General features: G+C 49.7%; 18 protein-coding genes. 5 read left to right on the top strand and 13 right to left on the bottom strand.

What is annotated here, in order from left to right:
• Nucleotides 1–351: 351 nt before the first annotated feature.
• The 12 genes from FS806_RS06310 to FS806_RS06255 all read right to left on the bottom strand — a co-directional run bounded on the left by FS806_RS06310 (nt 352) and on the right by FS806_RS06255 (nt 14,495).
• Nucleotides 352–2,397 carry a DUF5050 domain-containing protein gene (locus FS806_RS06310; protein ID WP_260982002.1) on the bottom strand — a complete coding sequence of 682 codons (2,046 nt, stop codon included), beginning with the start codon at nt 2,395–2,397 and terminating at the stop codon, nt 352–354.
• A complete protein-coding gene (locus FS806_RS06305; protein WP_144933734.1) occupies nt 2,378–3,616 on the bottom strand; it encodes an ABC-2 transporter permease in 1,239 nt (412 codons plus the stop codon). The genes FS806_RS06310 and FS806_RS06305 overlap by 20 nt, the downstream gene beginning before the upstream one ends.
• Complete coding sequence (locus tag FS806_RS06300) at nt 3,610–4,482, bottom strand: ABC transporter ATP-binding protein (protein ID WP_144933733.1); 873 nt, start codon at nt 4,480–4,482, stop codon at nt 3,610–3,612. Before FS806_RS06300 ends, FS806_RS06305 begins: the two co-directional genes overlap by 7 nt.
• Nucleotides 4,483–4,568: 86 nt before the next feature.
• The gene (locus FS806_RS06295) at nt 4,569–5,783 is read right to left on the bottom strand and encodes a transcriptional regulator (RefSeq protein WP_144933732.1); all 1,215 of its coding nucleotides are present in this window, start codon (nt 5,781–5,783) and stop codon (nt 4,569–4,571) included.
• An 18-nt stretch (nt 5,784–5,801) separates the two neighbouring features.
• Nucleotides 5,802–6,863 carry a beta-glucanase/beta-glucan synthetase gene (locus FS806_RS06290; protein ID WP_144933731.1) on the bottom strand — a complete coding sequence of 354 codons (1,062 nt, stop codon included), beginning with the start codon at nt 6,861–6,863 and terminating at the stop codon, nt 5,802–5,804.
• 39 nt (nt 6,864–6,902) lie between these two features.
• Complete coding sequence (locus FS806_RS06285; protein WP_144933730.1) at nt 6,903–8,330, bottom strand: M56 family metallopeptidase; 1,428 nt, start codon at nt 8,328–8,330, stop codon at nt 6,903–6,905.
• A gap of 3 nt (nt 8,331–8,333) precedes the next feature.
• Nucleotides 8,334–8,711, bottom strand: a complete 378-nt coding sequence (locus FS806_RS06280; protein ID WP_144933729.1) for a BlaI/MecI/CopY family transcriptional regulator — start codon at nt 8,709–8,711, stop codon at nt 8,334–8,336.
• Between the two features lie 226 nt (nt 8,712–8,937).
• The gene (gpmA, locus tag FS806_RS06275) at nt 8,938–9,669 is read right to left on the bottom strand and encodes a 2,3-diphosphoglycerate-dependent phosphoglycerate mutase (protein ID WP_144933728.1); all 732 of its coding nucleotides are present in this window, start codon (nt 9,667–9,669) and stop codon (nt 8,938–8,940) included.
• 260 nt (nt 9,670–9,929) lie between these two features.
• Nucleotides 9,930–11,837: an ABC transporter permease gene (locus FS806_RS06270; protein WP_144933727.1), complete on the bottom strand. Its 1,908-nt coding sequence runs from the start codon at nt 11,835–11,837 to the stop codon at nt 9,930–9,932.
• Nucleotides 11,812–12,582 carry an ABC transporter ATP-binding protein gene (locus FS806_RS06265; RefSeq protein WP_144933726.1) on the bottom strand — a complete coding sequence of 257 codons (771 nt, stop codon included), beginning with the start codon at nt 12,580–12,582 and terminating at the stop codon, nt 11,812–11,814. Before FS806_RS06265 ends, FS806_RS06270 begins: the two co-directional genes overlap by 26 nt.
• A gap of 222 nt (nt 12,583–12,804) precedes the next feature.
• Entirely contained in the window at nt 12,805–13,791 is a 987-nt protein-coding gene (locus FS806_RS06260) for a sensor histidine kinase (RefSeq protein WP_144933725.1), read from the bottom strand.
• Nucleotides 13,788–14,495, bottom strand: coding sequence for a response regulator transcription factor (locus tag FS806_RS06255; RefSeq protein WP_144933779.1), 708 nt, complete (start codon nt 14,493–14,495; stop codon nt 13,788–13,790). Before FS806_RS06255 ends, FS806_RS06260 begins: the two co-directional genes overlap by 4 nt.
• 186 nt (nt 14,496–14,681) lie before the next feature.
• Here FS806_RS06255 and FS806_RS06250 point away from each other — a divergent pair, with 186 nt between their 5' ends.
• From FS806_RS06250 to FS806_RS06235, 4 genes are all read left to right on the top strand, one after another.
• Nucleotides 14,682–15,068: a VOC family protein gene (locus tag FS806_RS06250; RefSeq protein WP_144933724.1), complete on the top strand. Its 387-nt coding sequence runs from the start codon at nt 14,682–14,684 to the stop codon at nt 15,066–15,068.
• 141 nt (nt 15,069–15,209) lie between these two features.
• Nucleotides 15,210–15,593 carry a hypothetical protein gene (locus tag FS806_RS06245; protein WP_144933723.1) on the top strand — a complete coding sequence of 128 codons (384 nt, stop codon included), beginning with the start codon at nt 15,210–15,212 and terminating at the stop codon, nt 15,591–15,593.
• A gap of 31 nt (nt 15,594–15,624) precedes the next feature.
• Complete coding sequence (locus FS806_RS06240; RefSeq protein ID WP_144933722.1) at nt 15,625–16,047, top strand: SRPBCC family protein; 423 nt, start codon at nt 15,625–15,627, stop codon at nt 16,045–16,047.
• Nucleotide 16,048: 1 nt separating this feature from the next.
• Nucleotides 16,049–16,426: an ArsR/SmtB family transcription factor gene (locus FS806_RS06235; RefSeq protein WP_144933778.1), complete on the top strand. Its 378-nt coding sequence runs from the start codon at nt 16,049–16,051 to the stop codon at nt 16,424–16,426.
• A gap of 101 nt (nt 16,427–16,527) precedes the next feature.
• Here FS806_RS06235 and nagZ read toward each other — a convergent pair whose 3' ends face one another.
• Nucleotides 16,528–17,835: a beta-N-acetylhexosaminidase gene (gene nagZ / locus FS806_RS06230; protein WP_144933721.1), complete on the bottom strand. Its 1,308-nt coding sequence runs from the start codon at nt 17,833–17,835 to the stop codon at nt 16,528–16,530.
• 158 nt (nt 17,836–17,993) lie between these two features.
• Here nagZ and hfq point away from each other — a divergent pair, with 158 nt between their 5' ends.
• The gene (hfq, locus tag FS806_RS06225) at nt 17,994–18,251 is read left to right on the top strand and encodes an RNA chaperone Hfq (protein WP_144933720.1); all 258 of its coding nucleotides are present in this window, start codon (nt 17,994–17,996) and stop codon (nt 18,249–18,251) included.
• Nucleotides 18,252–18,280 lie beyond the last annotated feature (29 nt).

The raw sequence follows: 18,280 nt of genomic DNA, 5'->3' as shown, positions 1-18,280 counted from the left end.
CGCTCTAGAATTAAGCATTTCGCGACTTTTTCCAAAAAAGACCTGCACTATCGCTTTAGAATTAGGTATCGCGCGGCTTTTCCCCCTAAAAGACCTGCAGTTTTGTTTGTCTTTTACCCGATCCGGCGGATGACCGGGCTATCCCGAAAGAGTTCACATCATACGAGAGTCTCCGGTGCTGAAAATCGCAAACTGGATATTAGGAAAGCCTTCTGATTAAAAGAGGCACTATCAGCTAAAACGTCCGAATTTAAATATGAAAAAAACGCTTTGCAGCGTTTTGAGATGGTTTAATAAACCGGGACCTTTATTTCCTCCCGTGATTTTGCCGTTCCTGGTGCTTATTTTGGTTTAGTTCCGTATTCCTTTATCGGTTGGGATAAGCGTCTCCTCTTGTCCGTCCCGGTCGATTCGATATTTCTTAAGGTCTGCCTTACTTTCATAGTAAATATAGTTCCCGTCGAAAGTGAAGGTTAGGACGGATTTATCCGTAATTTTGCGAGTTGAAAAATCACCCAAATTCATGGCATAGATTTTTTGCTTATCTTTGCGATTGATATAAAGCAGTTCCGTATCGGTCAACACAAAATATTCCGTTATAAGATCAGGAATAACCGTTTCCGAATCGGTCTTCGTATCGTACTTGGCCACCTCGGATTTGTCATTGACATAATAAATATTCCGGCCGTCAAAAGCGACACTTCTCATCACCCGCGATTGGACGATAACACTCACGTTGCCCGTTAGTTTACTTACCCGCCTGATCTCCCCCTCGCCGATTAGGTAGATGCTGCGCTCGTCCATAAAAAAAGAGTCTACTGTCATGAAGAAAACTTCATCGGACACGGAGGTTTTATTCAGCCCCAAAAAATGGTCTCTATCTGCGTTCAAGTTTTTTTCGAAAACAATTCTCTCCTCAAAGGTCGCCGTATCTACTTCTATAACCGAAAATCGGTCAACCGTTTCCCGAAGCTTTGACTTGTCAAAATCATACTTCATGTAGTAAACAAGCGAACCGTTGCCGTAAATAACATCTCTGACCTTGGTGGATGATTGCAGCGGGTTTCGGATCAAGTTTTCTTGCTCCCCGGTTTCCTTATCCTCGAACATAATCGTTTCATCTGCATAAAACCGATAGCGCTCATTCTCAAACGACCTTTTGGAAGAGGAGTTATAAATATCATAGTTCCCCTCTTCTCCATTAGAGGCGCAGCCGGATAACGCGGATGCGGCCAAACTAAGGATGAGCGTAAGACCGACCGGCCTCAGCCGGTGACTTCGTTGGCCGGCTCCCCATACATTCCTATGCCGAAACATGATTCCAATAAACATGCCAATACCGATGCACAACGTAACGGCAAACAACAGGATCCACGCCGCGCCGGAAACTTCCTGAAATACGACGTCCTTCTGCTCCGTATAGATGTTGTACTCATACTCGTTCCCTCGGAAGAATCCCGTGGAAATCATAAACCCGAGCGGCCCCGGCAACCAGTATTTCGAGGATTCCAGGCGGAATCCGAAATAGGGGAGCAGGACCACGGCAGTGCTGGCGAATAGGGTCAGCGCGTATTTCTTTATATATACCGCAGCAAACATAATGAGCATGGCAAAGCTTAGATAGCCGAACAGCTTACACACCGCCAACCATACAAATGTGTCGAACAGCGTGACATCCTTGGAAGACGTTCCAAAATAGGACAAGCTTTGCAGCGTATAACTTCCATTATCCAAGCCGTATTTGAAATGAAAGAAACCGTATCTTAAGCCCTCGGTGAATAGACAGAGCACGGCAACGGTTGCCAGCACAAGACCTATCTTAGTGACAGCCTGAACCCTTGTTCCTTTCTTGACGGTAAGGATGAGCGGATCCATCTTGCTTTCAAACTCGTAGCAAAACACCGGAGCCACGAGTACGAGCAGCAATAAAAGAAAGAACAAATCCAGGCTGTCATGCGACAGAAGCCCGTCCCAGCCGTTCGTATACAGAAAATACCGGTTGTCCGGCTGCTCGCGAATATACGAATATTGGTCAAAAACAAGGTTAAAGCCTCTTTCATTCCGGACGATGTCCTCCAGCGGACGGGTTATGGCCACCAGTTCATCCTCCGCAAGGTTCCTGTCATAATGATCGTCGTATGCTTTTCGCAAGGCGACGTTTGCGTCGGAAATTCGACGGGATTCATCCGTCAAGAACCGTTCGCTTTCCTCCGAGGATGGACCGCGGACTTGATCCAGGTAATAAAAATACTGCGGAGCATTCAATTCCACATCCGGGTTGACGGGCGTGTCGAAAGCAATCAGGGCCGCCGTGCTGATAACGAAATACAATCCGATGAACAGCAGGCCCTTCTGATAGAAAAACATTTTTTTCATCTCATAAATCCACAAGGACACGCTTCTTCCCCCCTTTTCCGGATTGAGCATTCTTGCGGACCAGCATCGCAATGGCCACAATACATACCGTCCCCCAGACGGCCGCAAACAAGAGGGCCGACAGATAGCTGTACACAGGATAACCAAACAGATTGACAAATTCCGTCTTGCGAAACAGCTCCCGATTGACGACCAGCACAAACGGGTTGATCACTTTGAACAGCACGTGTCCGGAGCCCATGTACGCTTCCTCCATATAGATCAGTCCGAAGGCGGAGAACAGGCTGATGATAAAAGGCAGCAGGGCATTTTTAAACAGGCAGGAAACGAGCAGAAACGTCAGGCCGAGCACGAGAATTCCCACCGTTTTCACCAAGCCGGACAGCAGGGCGTATTGGCCCAGGCTCACAGCAATCGATGAGTTTGCGAAATTCTCGACGGCGTACAGAGGAGAGGAAGCGGCTTCCAGAGAACCGAAGATCCCGGAAAATGCCGCGAAATCAATCAGCCAGAACCAGGAGCAGACGATGCATATGAAGATGGCAGAAGCGGCAAGCTTGGCGATAACCGTTCGTCTTCCCCCTGCCTTCGTAGTCAATAAGAGGGTATCCATCTCCGTTTCCTTCTCGGTTACAAATACGCTCATTAAGCCGTACAGACAAATCAGCAAAACTAGAAACGCGGAAAAATCATAATGCAAGTAATATTGGTACATTTCCGTATAGGAAAAGTGGGATATAGCCCGTTCTTTAAAAAGCTCCGCAATGGCGGCATTCTTTCGGTATTCGTACCCATTGCCGACCGATTCATAAAAATCCATATTATCCTTGGCCGCAGTCACAATATCGTTAGCATGATTTCTGTACATATAGGCATACTTCATGGGCTTCACAAAGCACCAATCGAAGAAAAGGCGGTCGTTGTAGACATTTCCGGTGTAGGTATCGGGGTTATCCGTTCGCGTGCTTGCCGTACGATCGGCCGTTTGTTTCTCAAGAGGTCCATATATGGCCATGAGCCGTCTGATTTTTTCATCCGTTATTTTTCCTCCGAAGTCCTCGTACATCTCCCAATAGAGTCCCTTCCACTCGGGGCCGGAATAGTTTTTGGAAAGCAGCGAGTTCCCATTGTAGATGCTGTAAATTTTGGCAACGCTCAGGATGGAGAAAAGCAGCACGGCCAGAAGAACGGACGTTTTCAGGAAATGCTTGCGGCATTCATAAACGATTAGTTTTACCATTGCTCGCCCTCACCGAAATAGTATAAGAAAACATCCTCCAAATTCGCCTGCACATGGACAGCATGGGGATCCGGCTGCTCGTCGGCAATCACCCTTAACAGAATTTTCTCCTGGTCCCGCATCATATTGCTGATTTTAAGGCGTTTCAGCTTGTCATCGACCGTCGCATCCGTCGCCGTTACATTCCAAACCTTCCCCTCCATTCCCCTCATTAGGGCCTGCGGCGTATCCTGTTTCACGAGCTGACCGTCCTTGAGCAGGATGACTTGATTGGCGATAAATTCAATGTCGGAGACAATATGCGTAGCCAATAATACGATTCGGTTCTCGGCAAATTTGGCAATCAGGTTGCGGAACCGGATCCTTTCCTGTGGGTCAAGTCCGGCTGTCGGCTCGTCCAGTATCAGAATATCCGGGGCGCCGAGCATTGCCTGTGCAATTCCGACACGCTGGCGCATTCCGCCGGACAGCGCTCCGATCTTTTTATTATGGGCACTGCTCAAATTGACGATCTCCAGCAATTCCCTGGCCCTCTTCTCGCCCTTTTCCATGGGAATATCTTTAAGCACACACATATACCGCAAGAAATCCATCACTTCAAAGTTTTTGTAAAACTGCGGATACTGCGGCAAATAACCGATATGGGACAGAAAGTCTATTCCCAAGCCCCGCACATCCTCGCCATTGATCAATATTTGCCCCTCATCGCTTTTCAAAATGCCGACAAAGATGTTAATCAGCGTCGTTTTTCCCGCACCGTTCGCCCCCAGCAAACCATAAATCCCGTTCTCCAGCTCGGACGTAAAGTTTTTCAGCGCATACTTGCCTTTATACTGCTTGGAAATTCCTTTGAAGGTTACTTTCACCCATCCGTTCCTCCTATGAAACAAAGCAGCTTTCTTCTTCTAAGAACAATTGGGACTTAAAGGAAGAAAGCGCCCGGTTTTCAAAATTAAAACTGACTGATCACCACTTTGGTTTCAATATCCGCCTTTGTTGATCCCAATAGCACAATGCAAGTCCTTATATCGTCGATCACCTTGATTTTCGGATCTCTGGCCATATAGAGCTCCTTCCCGTCACTCGAGACGAGCTGCTCCGCTTCCAGCTTACCGGTTTCCGTATGATATACCCGAATTTTCCATCCGGTGCCGTTCTTGTCTGCAAGCGAAGTGGCGAAATAGCGTCCCGAATCGGAGCCCGTTACAAATCCGCTTTCGCCCTTCTCCGTCAACGTATGAAGCTTCGTTGTCCCGCCGGGAGTCTCCATAACCAGAATTTTTCCTGACGGAACCGTAAAATCCTCTGCCAAGAATAGCACCTTGTTGTAAGCCGTCAGTTCCTTGCATATGTAATTGTCGAAGGTCCGATTGGATAGTGCGGAGCCATCCGTGTTGACTGTACCGCATGTATCGAAAGAAGGCTTGCCGGGGATAGCGGGGACATCCAAGCTCTGCGCCTTGAAAGCAATAGTCTTGTCCTCGTTCGTGAACCCGATTTGCTCAATCGTGGCAAGGCCGGAGCGCCCCTTATAATCTTCAGAGAGCAAATCGATGACCGTTGTCCTCTTATCCTTGCTGAAATCATATAGATATAGGCCGGATAATGTTGCATAAGCTACCTGGTTTCCATCGGAAGAAAACGAAAACGAGTCGGTAGACAATACGTCATCGCCATCAAGCAATGAACTGAAATGGAATTCGGATTGTTTATTCAGCTCCCGGTCATAGAAGACGGCGCTGTAGGCCATCCCTTCGTTTGTCGTCAACATACTCCCGTTGCTTTTGCCTGTATTGATTTTTACCCCGACCGCAACGTACCCGCTGTCAATCACCCAGTAATTTTCTCCCTCGAATGCTTCTCGCGGGGCTTCCGCCACAACATTCCCCGTGCCCAGGTCATATAAATACAGCTTGTCGGCCGATATGAGCACCTTATTGCCATCTGCGTAATGAATGCTCTTGATGTCGCCTTGGATCTTCTCCAATTTCAATTTGGAAACGACGGGAGTCGCCGCCATATCGGGTGCGTCTGTTTTATTGTTAGCCTGGCTTTCCGTACGGGGAGACGGATCTATCGAACGTTCTGAATTCGCATTGTTTTGTGCGCATCCCGCAGCTAAAAATACGGATAGAAGTAATGTGACGATCAACAGCTTCTTATTCATAGGCCGCTTGGTCTCCATTCATTTATATAATAAGATGGACGCTGTTTTTTCCAAGACAACGACATCATCTGGGAAATCGGCGGCATTCACCGGAACCGAAACGACATAAAACGTATTGAGTTCCTCCAGTTTCCCTAAATCGATATCCGCGTCGATCACTGCCGCCTCGCCCTTGGCGAGTACCGTTTCAAAAGTGCTTCCTTCCTTGCCGATTAAAGGTTTATGATTGATGTAGAACGTATTTCTATACCTCACTCCGGGATGGCCGAATATTTGAAAGGTGACATGAAGGGTGCCGCTGTCCTTCACCTGGAGATTGTCGACCTTCGACAGAACCGCCCCGTCAAAATACAAACGGCTGAATACATTTTTCTCCAGAGTCTCCGAATCTATCGTTACAAAACCGCCCTGGGTTTCCATCATCTCTTTCGTGATCAGTTCGGCCGACAGGCGAACATCACTTAAATATTCGTTATGCGGGATAGAGGAAACATCGAGAGCCTCCGCGTCTTTGTCAAAAACAAGGGAAAACATCGATTCCAACGTATCGTGATAGCTTCCATAAGAACTCGTTTCTTTCATGTCCGGTATAAATGCCGGATTATATACGCTGGCAATGCTGACGCTCAAGGTCTCCCCCTGCTTGCCGATGATCGGGGTGAAGATAAAGGAGAAAGGCGTCTGCACGTCATCCCCCTCCAGCTCAAAGATGTGCATATACTCATAAGGAGCATCGGCAGTATTAATTTTATAAGGCTGCGGGATTCCGTCTACGAAGACAAGAAAGCCTACATTTTTCGCCTTTCCGGCTGCATTTACAGTATAATCTATCTTTAATTCGCCGCCGCTATAGCGCAAGGGAAGTCTCGCGCCCGTTTCATCTAATTCCGGATTGGCCAGTCCATGACCAATATGGCCCAAAACAACGGTATCCTTGTCATCCAGTTCAAATGGATTGGGATCGGTATTGCTGATGTCGCTTGATCCATCCTTCCCGGCATTTTTAGTTGAACAGCCGGCTGCCAGCATGACAACGGCGACTAAAGCTACTACCAGCCTAAATATCCATGTCTTTTGCACATTGTCAACCCTTTCGAATTTCCTTCTACGCAGTCTTTCTCAATCCTTTACTAAATTAAAGACACCGGGCTCGGAAGACGGGTCTTGCTTAACCGTATTCGGGTTAACCTCGACTATACTCGCTGAATCATCGGCAGAAGTGTCACGCACAGGAGCGGGCTCCCCTTTGCCCTCAATTAAACGCGTCGAGGCGCCATTCATGGAAGCTTCAGGTCCAGGTGCCGCTCCGCTTGGCCCTGCTACCAGATTATCCTGTGTGGATTGAAACATCTTCGGTCCTTGAACCGATGCGCCATCCCCGGAAGCCCTTCCTTCCTCCAAGCTTTCCTTTGGAGCACCTGACAAGCTGCCGTTCACTGACGGATCGGGCTCCGATCCTTCCCCTTCTACTTCTCCATCCAAACCCGTCGGTGAAGTGGAACCTGTAAGCGGAGGATCCGGACGTTCCTTTTCCACCCCTACCTCCGCATCGGATGCTGTCAGGGGGGTCACGTTGTCGGAATTCTCCGTGTTCAGCTTCAGCACAATCCCCGTGCTTAGCGTTGCTATAACGATGACGGCCACAATGGATATCCCCCATTTCTTGCTTCGGGAATCCATGATAGACAAAATTCTGTTCTTCATACCCTGTTTACCTCCGTAGAAATTAGTTGAGAACACGGTTTGCATCCGGGACTGCTTTCTAATCAGCCCGATAATGGTTTCGACATACCGCTGCCGGCCGTTCCTGTCCGTATTTTTGACCACTTCTTCGTCGCAGGAGATTTCACATTGGACGGAGATTTCTCTTGCCATCATATAGACGAACGGATTGAACCAGTGCAGGGCGGTCGCCAGAAACACAATCGTTTTGTACCAAATATCTCCGCGTTTGAAATGAACCAGCTCGTGCTGCAAAATGAGCTCAAGCTCATCTGCCGGGAGATTTACCGCCGGAAGCAAGATGACCGGACGGGCAAAGCCCATCAGCATCGGACTGGAAATGCCGGGACAGACCTTCAGCCCAATCTGCCGCCGGATTCCCAGCTTCGTTCGAACATCCTGCAGTGTGCTCAGGACTTGCGGAGCAGTGATCTCGTCGCTCCAGCGCTTGACCATTCTCAGAAAACGTCTGTGTCGAACGGCATGATAGGCGATAAATACGATCGCTCCTACAAGCCATAGGCTACCGGCAAGGACAGACCACGGAATGACGAGCGAGGTAACCGTCGCGGCAGAAACCGCATGTTCCCCGAAGGAACCGCTCGCCGCCTTCAGCCCGGGGATCAGCGTATTTATATTAATAGCCGATGCTTGCGGGTGGAACCGGAATGGAATAATCAGTCCGACAACAATGACTAGCCACGCATAGTAGAGTCCTTTAGCCGTAAATTTCTTGGAGAGCAGAGGCGCAATAGCCATATACACAAGAGCAATAGCCGACATGGCCAGCGAACTCTCAAGTAATGAAATCAATAAATTTTGCAAGAATTACTCCCTCCGTTCCTTGGCCCATTTCAGCAAATCATCCAGCTCTTTGTCCGAGAGCTGTTTCCCGTTGTACAGCGTATTGACAAAGCTCAGGAATGAATTCTCGTGGTATTGCTTCATAAAATTTTCCGTTTCCAAGGCAAGGTATTCCTCTTTACGGATCAGCGGATAATAAGTGCGCTCTTTCCCCTCCTTTTCGGTTTGCAGAAACCCCCGTTCCACCAAACGCATCATAAGTGAAATAACCGTGGGGGCTTTCCATTTCCGCTCGTTCCCGAGCTGTTCCATAATCATCGCGGTAGTGATAGGCGGTTCGTTAGCCCAGACGACCCTCATAATTTCAAATTCCGCATCGGGCAGCCTCTTTATATTTTTCATGTCTTCCAACTCCTTTTTTGACAATTGTCTTTTTTTCATATTTTACACTTGTCAAAAATAATAGTCAATACGTTTGGCGAATATTTTCTACATTTGTCTAATATAAAGGGGCATAGGTGGTGTCAGAGCAAATCCTGCTCTCCCTTCCCAACAAAATAAGAGAGGAAGATGGCTCGCGCCTCTCCCTCTCTGTTAAAACCTATACCTTTGTAAATAGGAAATTGTTTTAAAGACTTGCCGAAACCGTCCCTTCCGGGAGCTCCCCGTCGATCCCCAGATAATAGTGCCTGATCGGCCTAAGGTCCTCATCCAGCTCATACACTAACGGAACCCCTGTCGGAATATTCAACCCGACAATTCCATCGGCCGGGATATTGTCCAGATATTTGACCAGCGCCCTCAAAGTGTTCCCATGGGCGGAGATAATGACTCTCTGTCCTTCCCTAAGCACGGGGACTATCGTTTCGTGCCAATACTTCAGCACCCGCTCTTCCGTATCCTCCAGATTCTCGGTCAAGGGGAATTCCCCTTCCTTCAAATCCTTATATCGGGGATCGGCCGCTTCATATCTATCGTCCTTCATATCCAACTGAGGAGGTCTGACGGAGACCGATCTTCTCCACAACTGCACCTGCTCCTCCCCGTATTGAGCAGCCGTCTCCGCCTTATTGAGACCTTGCAGGGCGCCGTAATGTCGCTCATTCAGCATCCACGACTTGGCAACCGGAATCCACATGAGATTCATCTCATCCAGGATGATCCATAAGGTTCTAATCGCTCTCTTAAGCACGGATGTATAGGCCCTGTCGAATACAAATCCGTTCTTCGCCAGGATTCTGCCCGCCTGCCTCGCTTCCCTCAGCCCTTGTTCGGATAGATCGACATCAGTCCAACCGGTAAACCGGTTTTCCAGGTTCCATATGCTTTGGCCGTGACGAATAAGTACCATTTTTATCATAGCGGGTCCTCCTTCCATCCTTTTCCTTATTATAACCCTTTTTCATCCATTTTTCTTCTAAGCCCGACTTCTGGAAGACAAGAGTGGACTTTTCGCTGCTGGACTTTTGGTCCATAGCGAATGTCCAGTTACTCGAGACCGTTTGGGCTCCCAATCGCTGTTATCCTCGGACCTTCTCCAGTTCCAAAACGTTCTTCTTCGCTCCTTCTACACCTTACCAGGATGCTGTAGCTGCCGACAACCTACCACAAGATTTCCGTTCACACCAGCTTCTGGTACAAGTGCCCCAAATACCGCCAGCGGATGACAAAGAAATAAACCAACTGAACCAGGACGAAGGAGGAAAAAACGATCAAAGAATTGTAAGCAATGGAATAATCGACCAGAAACTGCAGAGCCATGAAGGCCACCCCGCTGTGAATCACAGCCAGCACAATCGGCAGGAAGAAGAGCAGAAGAAGCTGCCTTGTGACCATTCTTCTTAACTCGGATTTGCTCAGCCCAATTTTCGAAATCATCTGGTACTGACGCTCGTCTCTTTCCAAATCGGCATACAGCCGGAAGTAGATGAAGCTTGCGGCAAAAGTGAAGAACACGACTCCCACCAGCACACTGACAATGAGCAAAATGCCGTTGGATTGCTTGGAGCTCAGCCATTCGAATACCAGAGAGGATAAATAGTAATCCGCTTCCGGGTCCGGCGGGATCCGTTCTGCCAAAGCTAGGGCAACCCCTCTGGACTTCTGCCACTGATCCACTGCGAAATAGTAATACTCCTGAAGGCCGGATGATTCGGATATTCGGTCATACAAGGAATCCGCAACGACCACGATATTTCTGAAGGAAGGCAGGACCATGTAGGGCGCTGCTTTCTTGACGGTCAAGGAAATATCCAGTTTTCCCTGCATTAATGTCGCGGAAACCGGCAACCTGTCATTTTTCTTGAATCGGTCCTTCTCCGCTATCGTGCCCGGAACCAATATGGCTTCCTCTTCATTCAACGATTCGGCGGGATAACCGAGAGCGACCGCCAGCTGATTGTACTCGCTCAGCTTCAAGATGGTCTTTCCATTTTCGGTATAATCCGGAACGACCTTAGCTTCCCGATAGGACAAATTAGCGCCCTCCAGTTGGTCCTTGATTTCCTGAAGATGCTTCTCTTTCAAGCGGTTATCCGGACTGCTGGAATAGCTGTAGGCGAACGGGTTCGTCATCTCGGCCAGCCCCGGATCGGCGATCGCCAGGCTGGTGCCGATGCCGGTAAATGCGGAAGCTGAAATAACCGCTACGATGAAGAACATGACCGCATTGTCTTTCATCCGATAGCTTAATTCCGAGAGAGTCAGCAGATTGATTTTATTAAAGAACAACCGTTCCTTCTTCTTCAACGCCCGGATCACATAAACACTCAATTGAGTGAACAGAAAATATGTCCCCAGCACGACAAAACCTACCCCTGCCGCCAATAGGATCAGGGAAAACAATCTTTGCACCGCGAACAAAAAGACCATTGCATACCCTGCGCCAATCAGTAAAACAGCGAGCAGCGACAAGATCAGAGAAGCTTTGGGCTCCGGCTTGGGCTTCTCATCGGATCGAATCAGCTCCGTCAGTTGCACCCGCGTTCCCGTTCGCGAAGTGAACAGCGAAATCAGAACGAACAGAAGGAAGAACGCCCCGGCTGTCGTCCATACGGCTTGAATTGGAATATAGAAGGCCAGCCCTTTCTCAATATACAGAATGCTCGCGCTGATTAACAAAATAAGCTTGGAAAAGACGAGACCAATAAGTATTCCCGTAATGATCGCGGCCATCCCGATCATCATATTTTCTATGAAAACAAGCTTGTTCAACTGCTTGGGAGACATTCCGAGCGTCATCAGAATGCCGAATTCCTTCTTGCGGATCTTCAGAAATGCACTGACCGAATACAATAGGAAGAAAAAAGAGAAAATGAAAATCAGGTATTGGGACACTCTCATTCCCATCGTCGCCAATTGGCTCATCGTTTTACTTGTGGAAGCCAGCTCACCCTGCAGATTCGGATGGAACAGAAGCAGGGCATACGTAAAAAAAATCATGACCGAAAAGGCGCTGCTCAAAAAATGGGCCAGATAGGTGCGCTTGTTGCGCATGATGTTATTAAACGCGAATTGGCGAAAAGTCATGCGCATCCCCTCCCAGCAGCGATAAAACGTTAATTATTTTCTGATAGAAGGAGGAACGGTTGTCCCCGCAATGGATCTCGTTGAAGAACTGTCCGTCTTTAATGAAGACGACGCGATGGCAGTAGCTGGCGGCAATCGGATCATGAGTCACCAGCATCATCGTCGCTTCCTCCTCCCGGTTTAATTTGGCCATCAGCTCCATAACGTCGCGGGCGGCCTTGGAATCGAGATTTCCGGTCGGTTCGTCGGCCAGCACCAGCTTGGGGGAATGGATGAGGGCCCGGGCAATCGCCGTCCGCTGGGCTTGTCCTCCCGAGATTTCATAGGTTCGTTTGTCCAAGATGGATTCAATTCCCAGCTTTGCCGCCATCACGGCCACTCGCCGGTTCATTTCCTTCACATCTACCCCGTCAAGGGTCAGGGGCAGCACGATATTTTCTTTAACCGTCAAGGTGTGCAGAAGATTGAACGATTGGAAAATAAATCCCAGTTCACGGCGGCGGAAATACGCCAGCTTCTCTTTGGATAATTGGTGAGGGTTCTTGCCTTCAATCCGCACCTCCCCCGACGTAGGAAAGTCGATCGTGGAGACCAGGTTCAGCAAAGTCGTCTTTCCGCTCCCCGACGGTCCCATAATTCCGACAAACTCCCCTTTATCAATCGTTAAATTAATGTTGGAGAGGGCCTCATAAGGCACCTTGCCCGGATAAATTTTGCTCAGATCATGCACTTTTAATATTTCCATAGCTGTTAGATCTCCTTACCTTTTACCGTTCTGCTTACAGTTTACTCCAGCCTTGCCGTCTTTCCTATCGCATTGTCTTTCATTAATCTAACAACTTTGTAAGATTACGCGCAGTGAAGGCCAAATCCGCACCATTCTCTCCGGCAAAAAAAGAACCCCGGCTCCAAAATGGACTGGGATTCTCTCCGACGGATCGGCTGTCCTCCAGTACCCCGGGCCTCCCTAATGGGAAGCATGGGGGAAAGTGATTCGGACCGTAGTTCCGCGGCCCGTCTCGGACCGGATGTCAATCTCATGGTTCAGCTTGTCTACCACCTGCTTCACGAGATAAAGTCCCATACCGGTCGATTCTTTAAAGAGCCGGCCATTCTCTCCGGTGTAGAACGGATAGAACACGCGCGACAGATCCGATGCCGGGATGCCGACTCCGCGATCCCTGATTTCGAGATGGACCGCCCGCCCCTCGGAGGAAGCGGCGACGGTGATCTTCTCCCGGCTGCCGGCCGAATATTTGATGGCGTTGGACAGCAGCTGCTGCAGAATAAAGCGAAGCCACTTGGCATCCGTTTCCACGATAAATCGGGAATCGACCTGGATTTCCGGATACACATAGCTGCGGATGAACAAACGTTTATTTTCGCCGATCACGTCATTGACGATCTCGCGCAGCGACACCTTGTCAACGTGAAAATCCTGCTCGAATGTTTCAAGCCTGGCCATGTACAGCACCATCTCCAGTCCCGCCCGCATCCGGTCCGTTTCCTCCGAAATACTTTCGAGCCGCGGGTCCTCCTCATTCTGAATGATCAACTCAATGACGGACAAAGGGGTTTTCATCTGGTGAACCCATTGATTCATAAAGGTTAGGTGGTTTTGCTGCTTTCTTTCCCACGTTTTTAATTGCTGCTGGTAGTTGCGGTACAAGGAATTCAGCAGCTGCCCCAGCGCCTCCGGCACTGGGGCAGAATCCAGTTCTTGAATAGATTCGCTCAGCGATGTTTCGGGACTCGATAACCGTTCATAAAACCTGCGATGGCTGTAGTACCGGAACACCAAGTAGCCCGTTAACAGAAACAATCCCAGAAAAACGGCATACAAGGCGGTGGACAGATGGTCGTAACCGTCAAACCAGTAGACAAGAAGGACAACGAACAATTGAACGATCGTGAAGCCGATCAGAGGTAGGTGCTCCCGCAAAAACAATCTCATGTCCGTTCTTGAGCCTCCCACGTCTTGTTCAGACGATAACCTACTCCGCGGACGGTTTCCAGAGCTTCCTCGATGCCGAGCTCCGTCAGCTTTTTGCGTATGCGCGTTATATTGACGCTGAGCGTATTATCGTCCACATAGGTATAGTCGTCCCAGAGCTTGTCCAGGATCATTTCCCGGCTAACGACACGCGGACAGCGCTCCAGCAGTGTTTCGACCAGAACCGTCTCCTTTCTCGTCAGCGGAACCATGCGCCCCTTCAGATGCAGCTCCATCCTCTCCGGATAAAGCACTAGGCCGTCCCTGTCCACGGTCCTTTCGCTCATCTTGACCGCATAATCGCCGTATACACGCCGAAGCTGGCTGCGGATTTTGGCCATGACGACCTCATAATGGAACGGTTTGGTAATATAATCATCCGCGCCGTTCTCTATCGCTCTGACCTGATCCATCTCCCCGTTTCGCGCAGAAATAAAGATGATCGGGCAGGTCGAGACGGTTCGGATCTGGCGGCACCAATAATACCCGTCGAAGCTCGGCAAATTAATGTCCAGCAGCACCACATGGGGCTCCGTCTCTTGAAATTGCTCCAGAACGCGCTGAAAATCTTTAACGACGATCCCCTCGTCCCCATATTTTTGAATATAGGACTGCAGAAGCTCGGAAATTTTGGGATCATCCTCCACAATCATAATTTTGTACATCATTTACTCTCCCTTCCCGACAGGGGCTTGGATGGCTAACCGGATATCATCCGGCTAGCCACAGCCGCAGCCAGACTTTAACACCCGAAGCAGAGATAAGCCTTCAGCCTTCTCCCTTTGGTTTCATTATAACGCTATGATAAACTTAGGAATAGCTGCAGCCTATATGAGAAAAGGGGATTGGCTATGAGCAGATTGAGTCCGTATATCTATTGCGAGGATGCCAGAAAACAAGCCGATTTTTATGCAAAAGCACTGGGCGGGGAAATTGTGAGCGTACAAACCTTCGAAAATTGGCCCGACGCTTCCCCGGAAGAGAGAAGCAGAGTGATGCACCTCGTGCTCAAGGTCGGCGAGCTGCAGATTTTTATGGCCGACTCTTCCCCTATCCGCTCCGGAAATCAGATTGATCTGGCACTCGAACTGCAGTCGGAAGCCGAAGCGAGAACCGTATTCGAGCGGCTATCCCGGGATGGAAGGGTCATTTTCCCTCTGAAGTTAATGCCTTGGGGCTCGATGCTGGGCCGCGTCGAGGATCCGTTCGGAGTCCGCTGGCAAATTGCAGTAAAATAAACGCTTTTTTTTGAAATACGCGTTCCCCCGCTTGAATGGATTGGTGCCCTGCCCATTAGGGTAAGGGCCTGAATTTTCCTTTGACATGAAACCAAAAGGTTTCATATAATGATTTTTAAGCCAATACAGGAGTTGAGCTAAATGAATGAAGAGCTGCTGAAGAAATTACGTTATAAAAGCGGACAAGCTGCCGCTGTTCTTAATTCCCCGCCAGGATTCAGTCTTGGAAATGAAGCGAGCGACAGCACGGACGGCATCTGTGATTTCGTGCTGCTGTTCGTGAACAACGCCCGGGATACGGAGGAATGGCTGCCGCGGGTTCTTCCGATATTGAACGAGGACGCCCTGTTCTGGATCGCCTATCCCAAGCAAAGCTCTAAGATCAAGACCGATATTAACCGGGATACATTAAACGCTATCGTACAGAATAGCTCCGAGTACAGAGCGGTCAGCAATGTATCGGTGGACGAAACTTGGTCGGCCTTGCGTTTTCGCCCGCAGAGCAAGGTAAACACCAGAAAGTAAGATACTTATTTGATGATGCGAGGACTTAAACATGACCAAAAATTCTAATGCCCTGCCCGATATCCGTAAAACACAGATTTTTAACGCGCCTATTCAGAAAGTATGGGAGGCCGTTGCGACTGCAGAAGGCATGGCCTCCTGGTTTATGCCGAATGATATGCAGCCCGTCGTCGGCCATAAATTTCAAATCAACGCGGGTCCGTTCGGCATGTCGCCCTGCAAAGTAACGGAAGCGGAGCCGCCCCATCGCCTTTCCTTCCGCTGGGGCAAGGATTGGACCCTAACCTTCGAACTGAAAGAGCTGGACGGCAAGACAGAGTTCACTCTGATCCATTCCGGGTGGGATACCGAAACCGTTACCGAATTCGGCGAATCCCACGCCTTGGTCCACGACCAGATGAGCGGAGGCTGGACCGGATTGGTTAAGAAGCTGGGCGAGTATGTCGAGGCTTGACATGACCTCTCCGAAAGTGGATGTTTTCCAAGCCATTGCCGATCCCACCCGGCGCAAGCTCCTCAGACTGATCGATGACCGGGAGATGGCCGTGACGGCGATTAGCGGACACTTTCCGATAAGCCGGACGGCCGTTTCCAAGCATTTGCGCATTTTGGCCGATGCAGGGCTCGTCAAGGAGAGGAAAGTCGGGCGGGAGACACGATACCGTTTTGAGCCGGAGCCGCTTCTCGAATTGAAGCGCTGGCTTGCTTATTTTGATCGGTTTTGGGATAACAAGCTGTCCGTGCTGCAGCATTATGTGGAGTCCGATGGATCCGCCTCCACCCCGTCCCCCGCACGGCTGCAAGCATCTACGGATAAGGAGAAGAAAGAGTAAACGGAAAAGACAGTCCACGCTTTCTACGGATTACCCGATAGTATTAGCGCCGGACTGTCTTTTTCTATCTGTGTCGTCGAATTATACGCCGCAAGCAAGCACTATTCTTTAGCCGTCTTCGTGCTGAATTGATTGGTCATCGTCCGGATCTGACCGTTAAGGACACTAACATCCGGCGTTTCTGCAGGCTTGTCCTCCAGATTGTATTTAGCCTTCAACCGAACAATTCTCAGCACGCTCTCGTTGATCCGATCCTCGGTCAGCTTGCCGTCGGCGACACTTTGCTTTATGGCGGCGATCACGGCATCGACATTGGCATACTCGTGGGCAACCAGCAATATATCCGTCCCTGCCTGGACAGAGAGAACGGCGGCTTCCCCGATGCCATACCGATTGACGATTGCCCCCATAGTGAGGTCATCCGTCAGAATTACCCCATCGAAGCCCAGCTTATCGCGCAATTGTCCCGTCACTACCTTCTCTGACAAAGAAGACGGATTCTGCCCGTCAATCTCGGGAAACAGAATATGCGCCACCATGACGGCGTCCGCTCCTTCCCGGATGGCCTCCGCGAACGGCTTCCATTCCAGACCGGCCAAATCCTGCTCGCTCTTCCTGATGACCGGCAGGTCGAGATGGGAATCGGTCTCTGTATCTCCATGCCCCGGAAAGTGCTTGACTACCGGGATGATCCCGGTCTCCGCCATCTTCTTCATTACCTCGAGCCCCATGCCGGTTACGGTCTCAGCGTCAGAACCGAAGGAGCGGTCTCCAATAACCGGATTCTTCGGGTTATTGTTAATATCCAGCACCGGGGCAAAATTCATATTCAACCCCATTGCTCCGACCTCTTCGCCCAGAATCCTTCCGAGCTCTCCGGCCGCTTCCGGGCGGCCCCATCGTCCCACCTCCTGAGCGGTCGGCAGTTGATCGAAGCCTGGAAGCCGGCTTACCCGCCCCCCTTCCTGATCAACGGACAGAAGCAGCGGAACCGGATGGCCCTCATTCCATTGCTTGAGCCGGTTGCCGAAGCTAACGACTGAAGCCGGGTCGGATAAATTGTTTTTATAAAAAATAATGCCCCCGACATGCTGCTGCTTGATCATTCTTTCGTCCCGGGCCGAAGGGACCGTCCCATCGACACCGGCAATGATCATCTGTCCGATTTTTTCGTCCAGTGTCATCCGGTTCACAATGCCGGCAAGCCCCTCCTCCTCTTCTGCCTCAGCAGAAGGGCCGGGTACGGGTTCGGAGCTGGGCTCGGGTACCGGGGACGAGGATGGTTCGGAGGATGGTTCGTAGGACGGTGTCGGCGGTCCGGAAGGGGCCTGGCCGGCTTGGGCACATCCCGACAGGAGCAAGATCATTATTAAGGAGGCCGCGCATATTAACCATGTCCGTTTTTTCATGTCAATCACCTGCTGTTCATAATTTTTATCATCATACCACAACAGGACTTCCTGTCCCAATCCAAGGTTGTATATAAGGCGTTAGACTCTTGTTCCGCAGCCTCCGTTCTATGGTATGATTAGATTAAAATCCTTAAAGAGAAAGAGGGATTAAACCAATGCAGGAACTTGATCAAAGAACCAGGCCTCTGTTTGACCAGAATCTTTATCTGAACACCTTGCGCAAAAAGAATACGAAATGCACCATCATCACCGTGAATGGGGTACAGCTAAAGGGAACGATCACCGCTTTTGACAAATATGTCATCGTTATCCACGACTCCTTCGGCAAGCAGCAAACCTTGTATAAATCGGCCCTGTCCACCATTATTCCGGAAGTTCCCGTCGAACTTCAATCCGGATCCGATTGCAGTTAATATTATACGCAGCCACCGGCAGAAACCTA

Origin of the sequence: Paenibacillus sp. 32O-W (assembly GCF_007679495.1) — a bacterium.
Classification (GTDB): Bacteria; Bacillota; Bacilli; order Paenibacillales; family NBRC-103111; genus Paenibacillus_L; species Paenibacillus_L residui.
The sequence above is the reverse complement of the archived record's forward strand: the minus strand, read 5'-3'. Positions and strand labels throughout refer to the sequence as shown.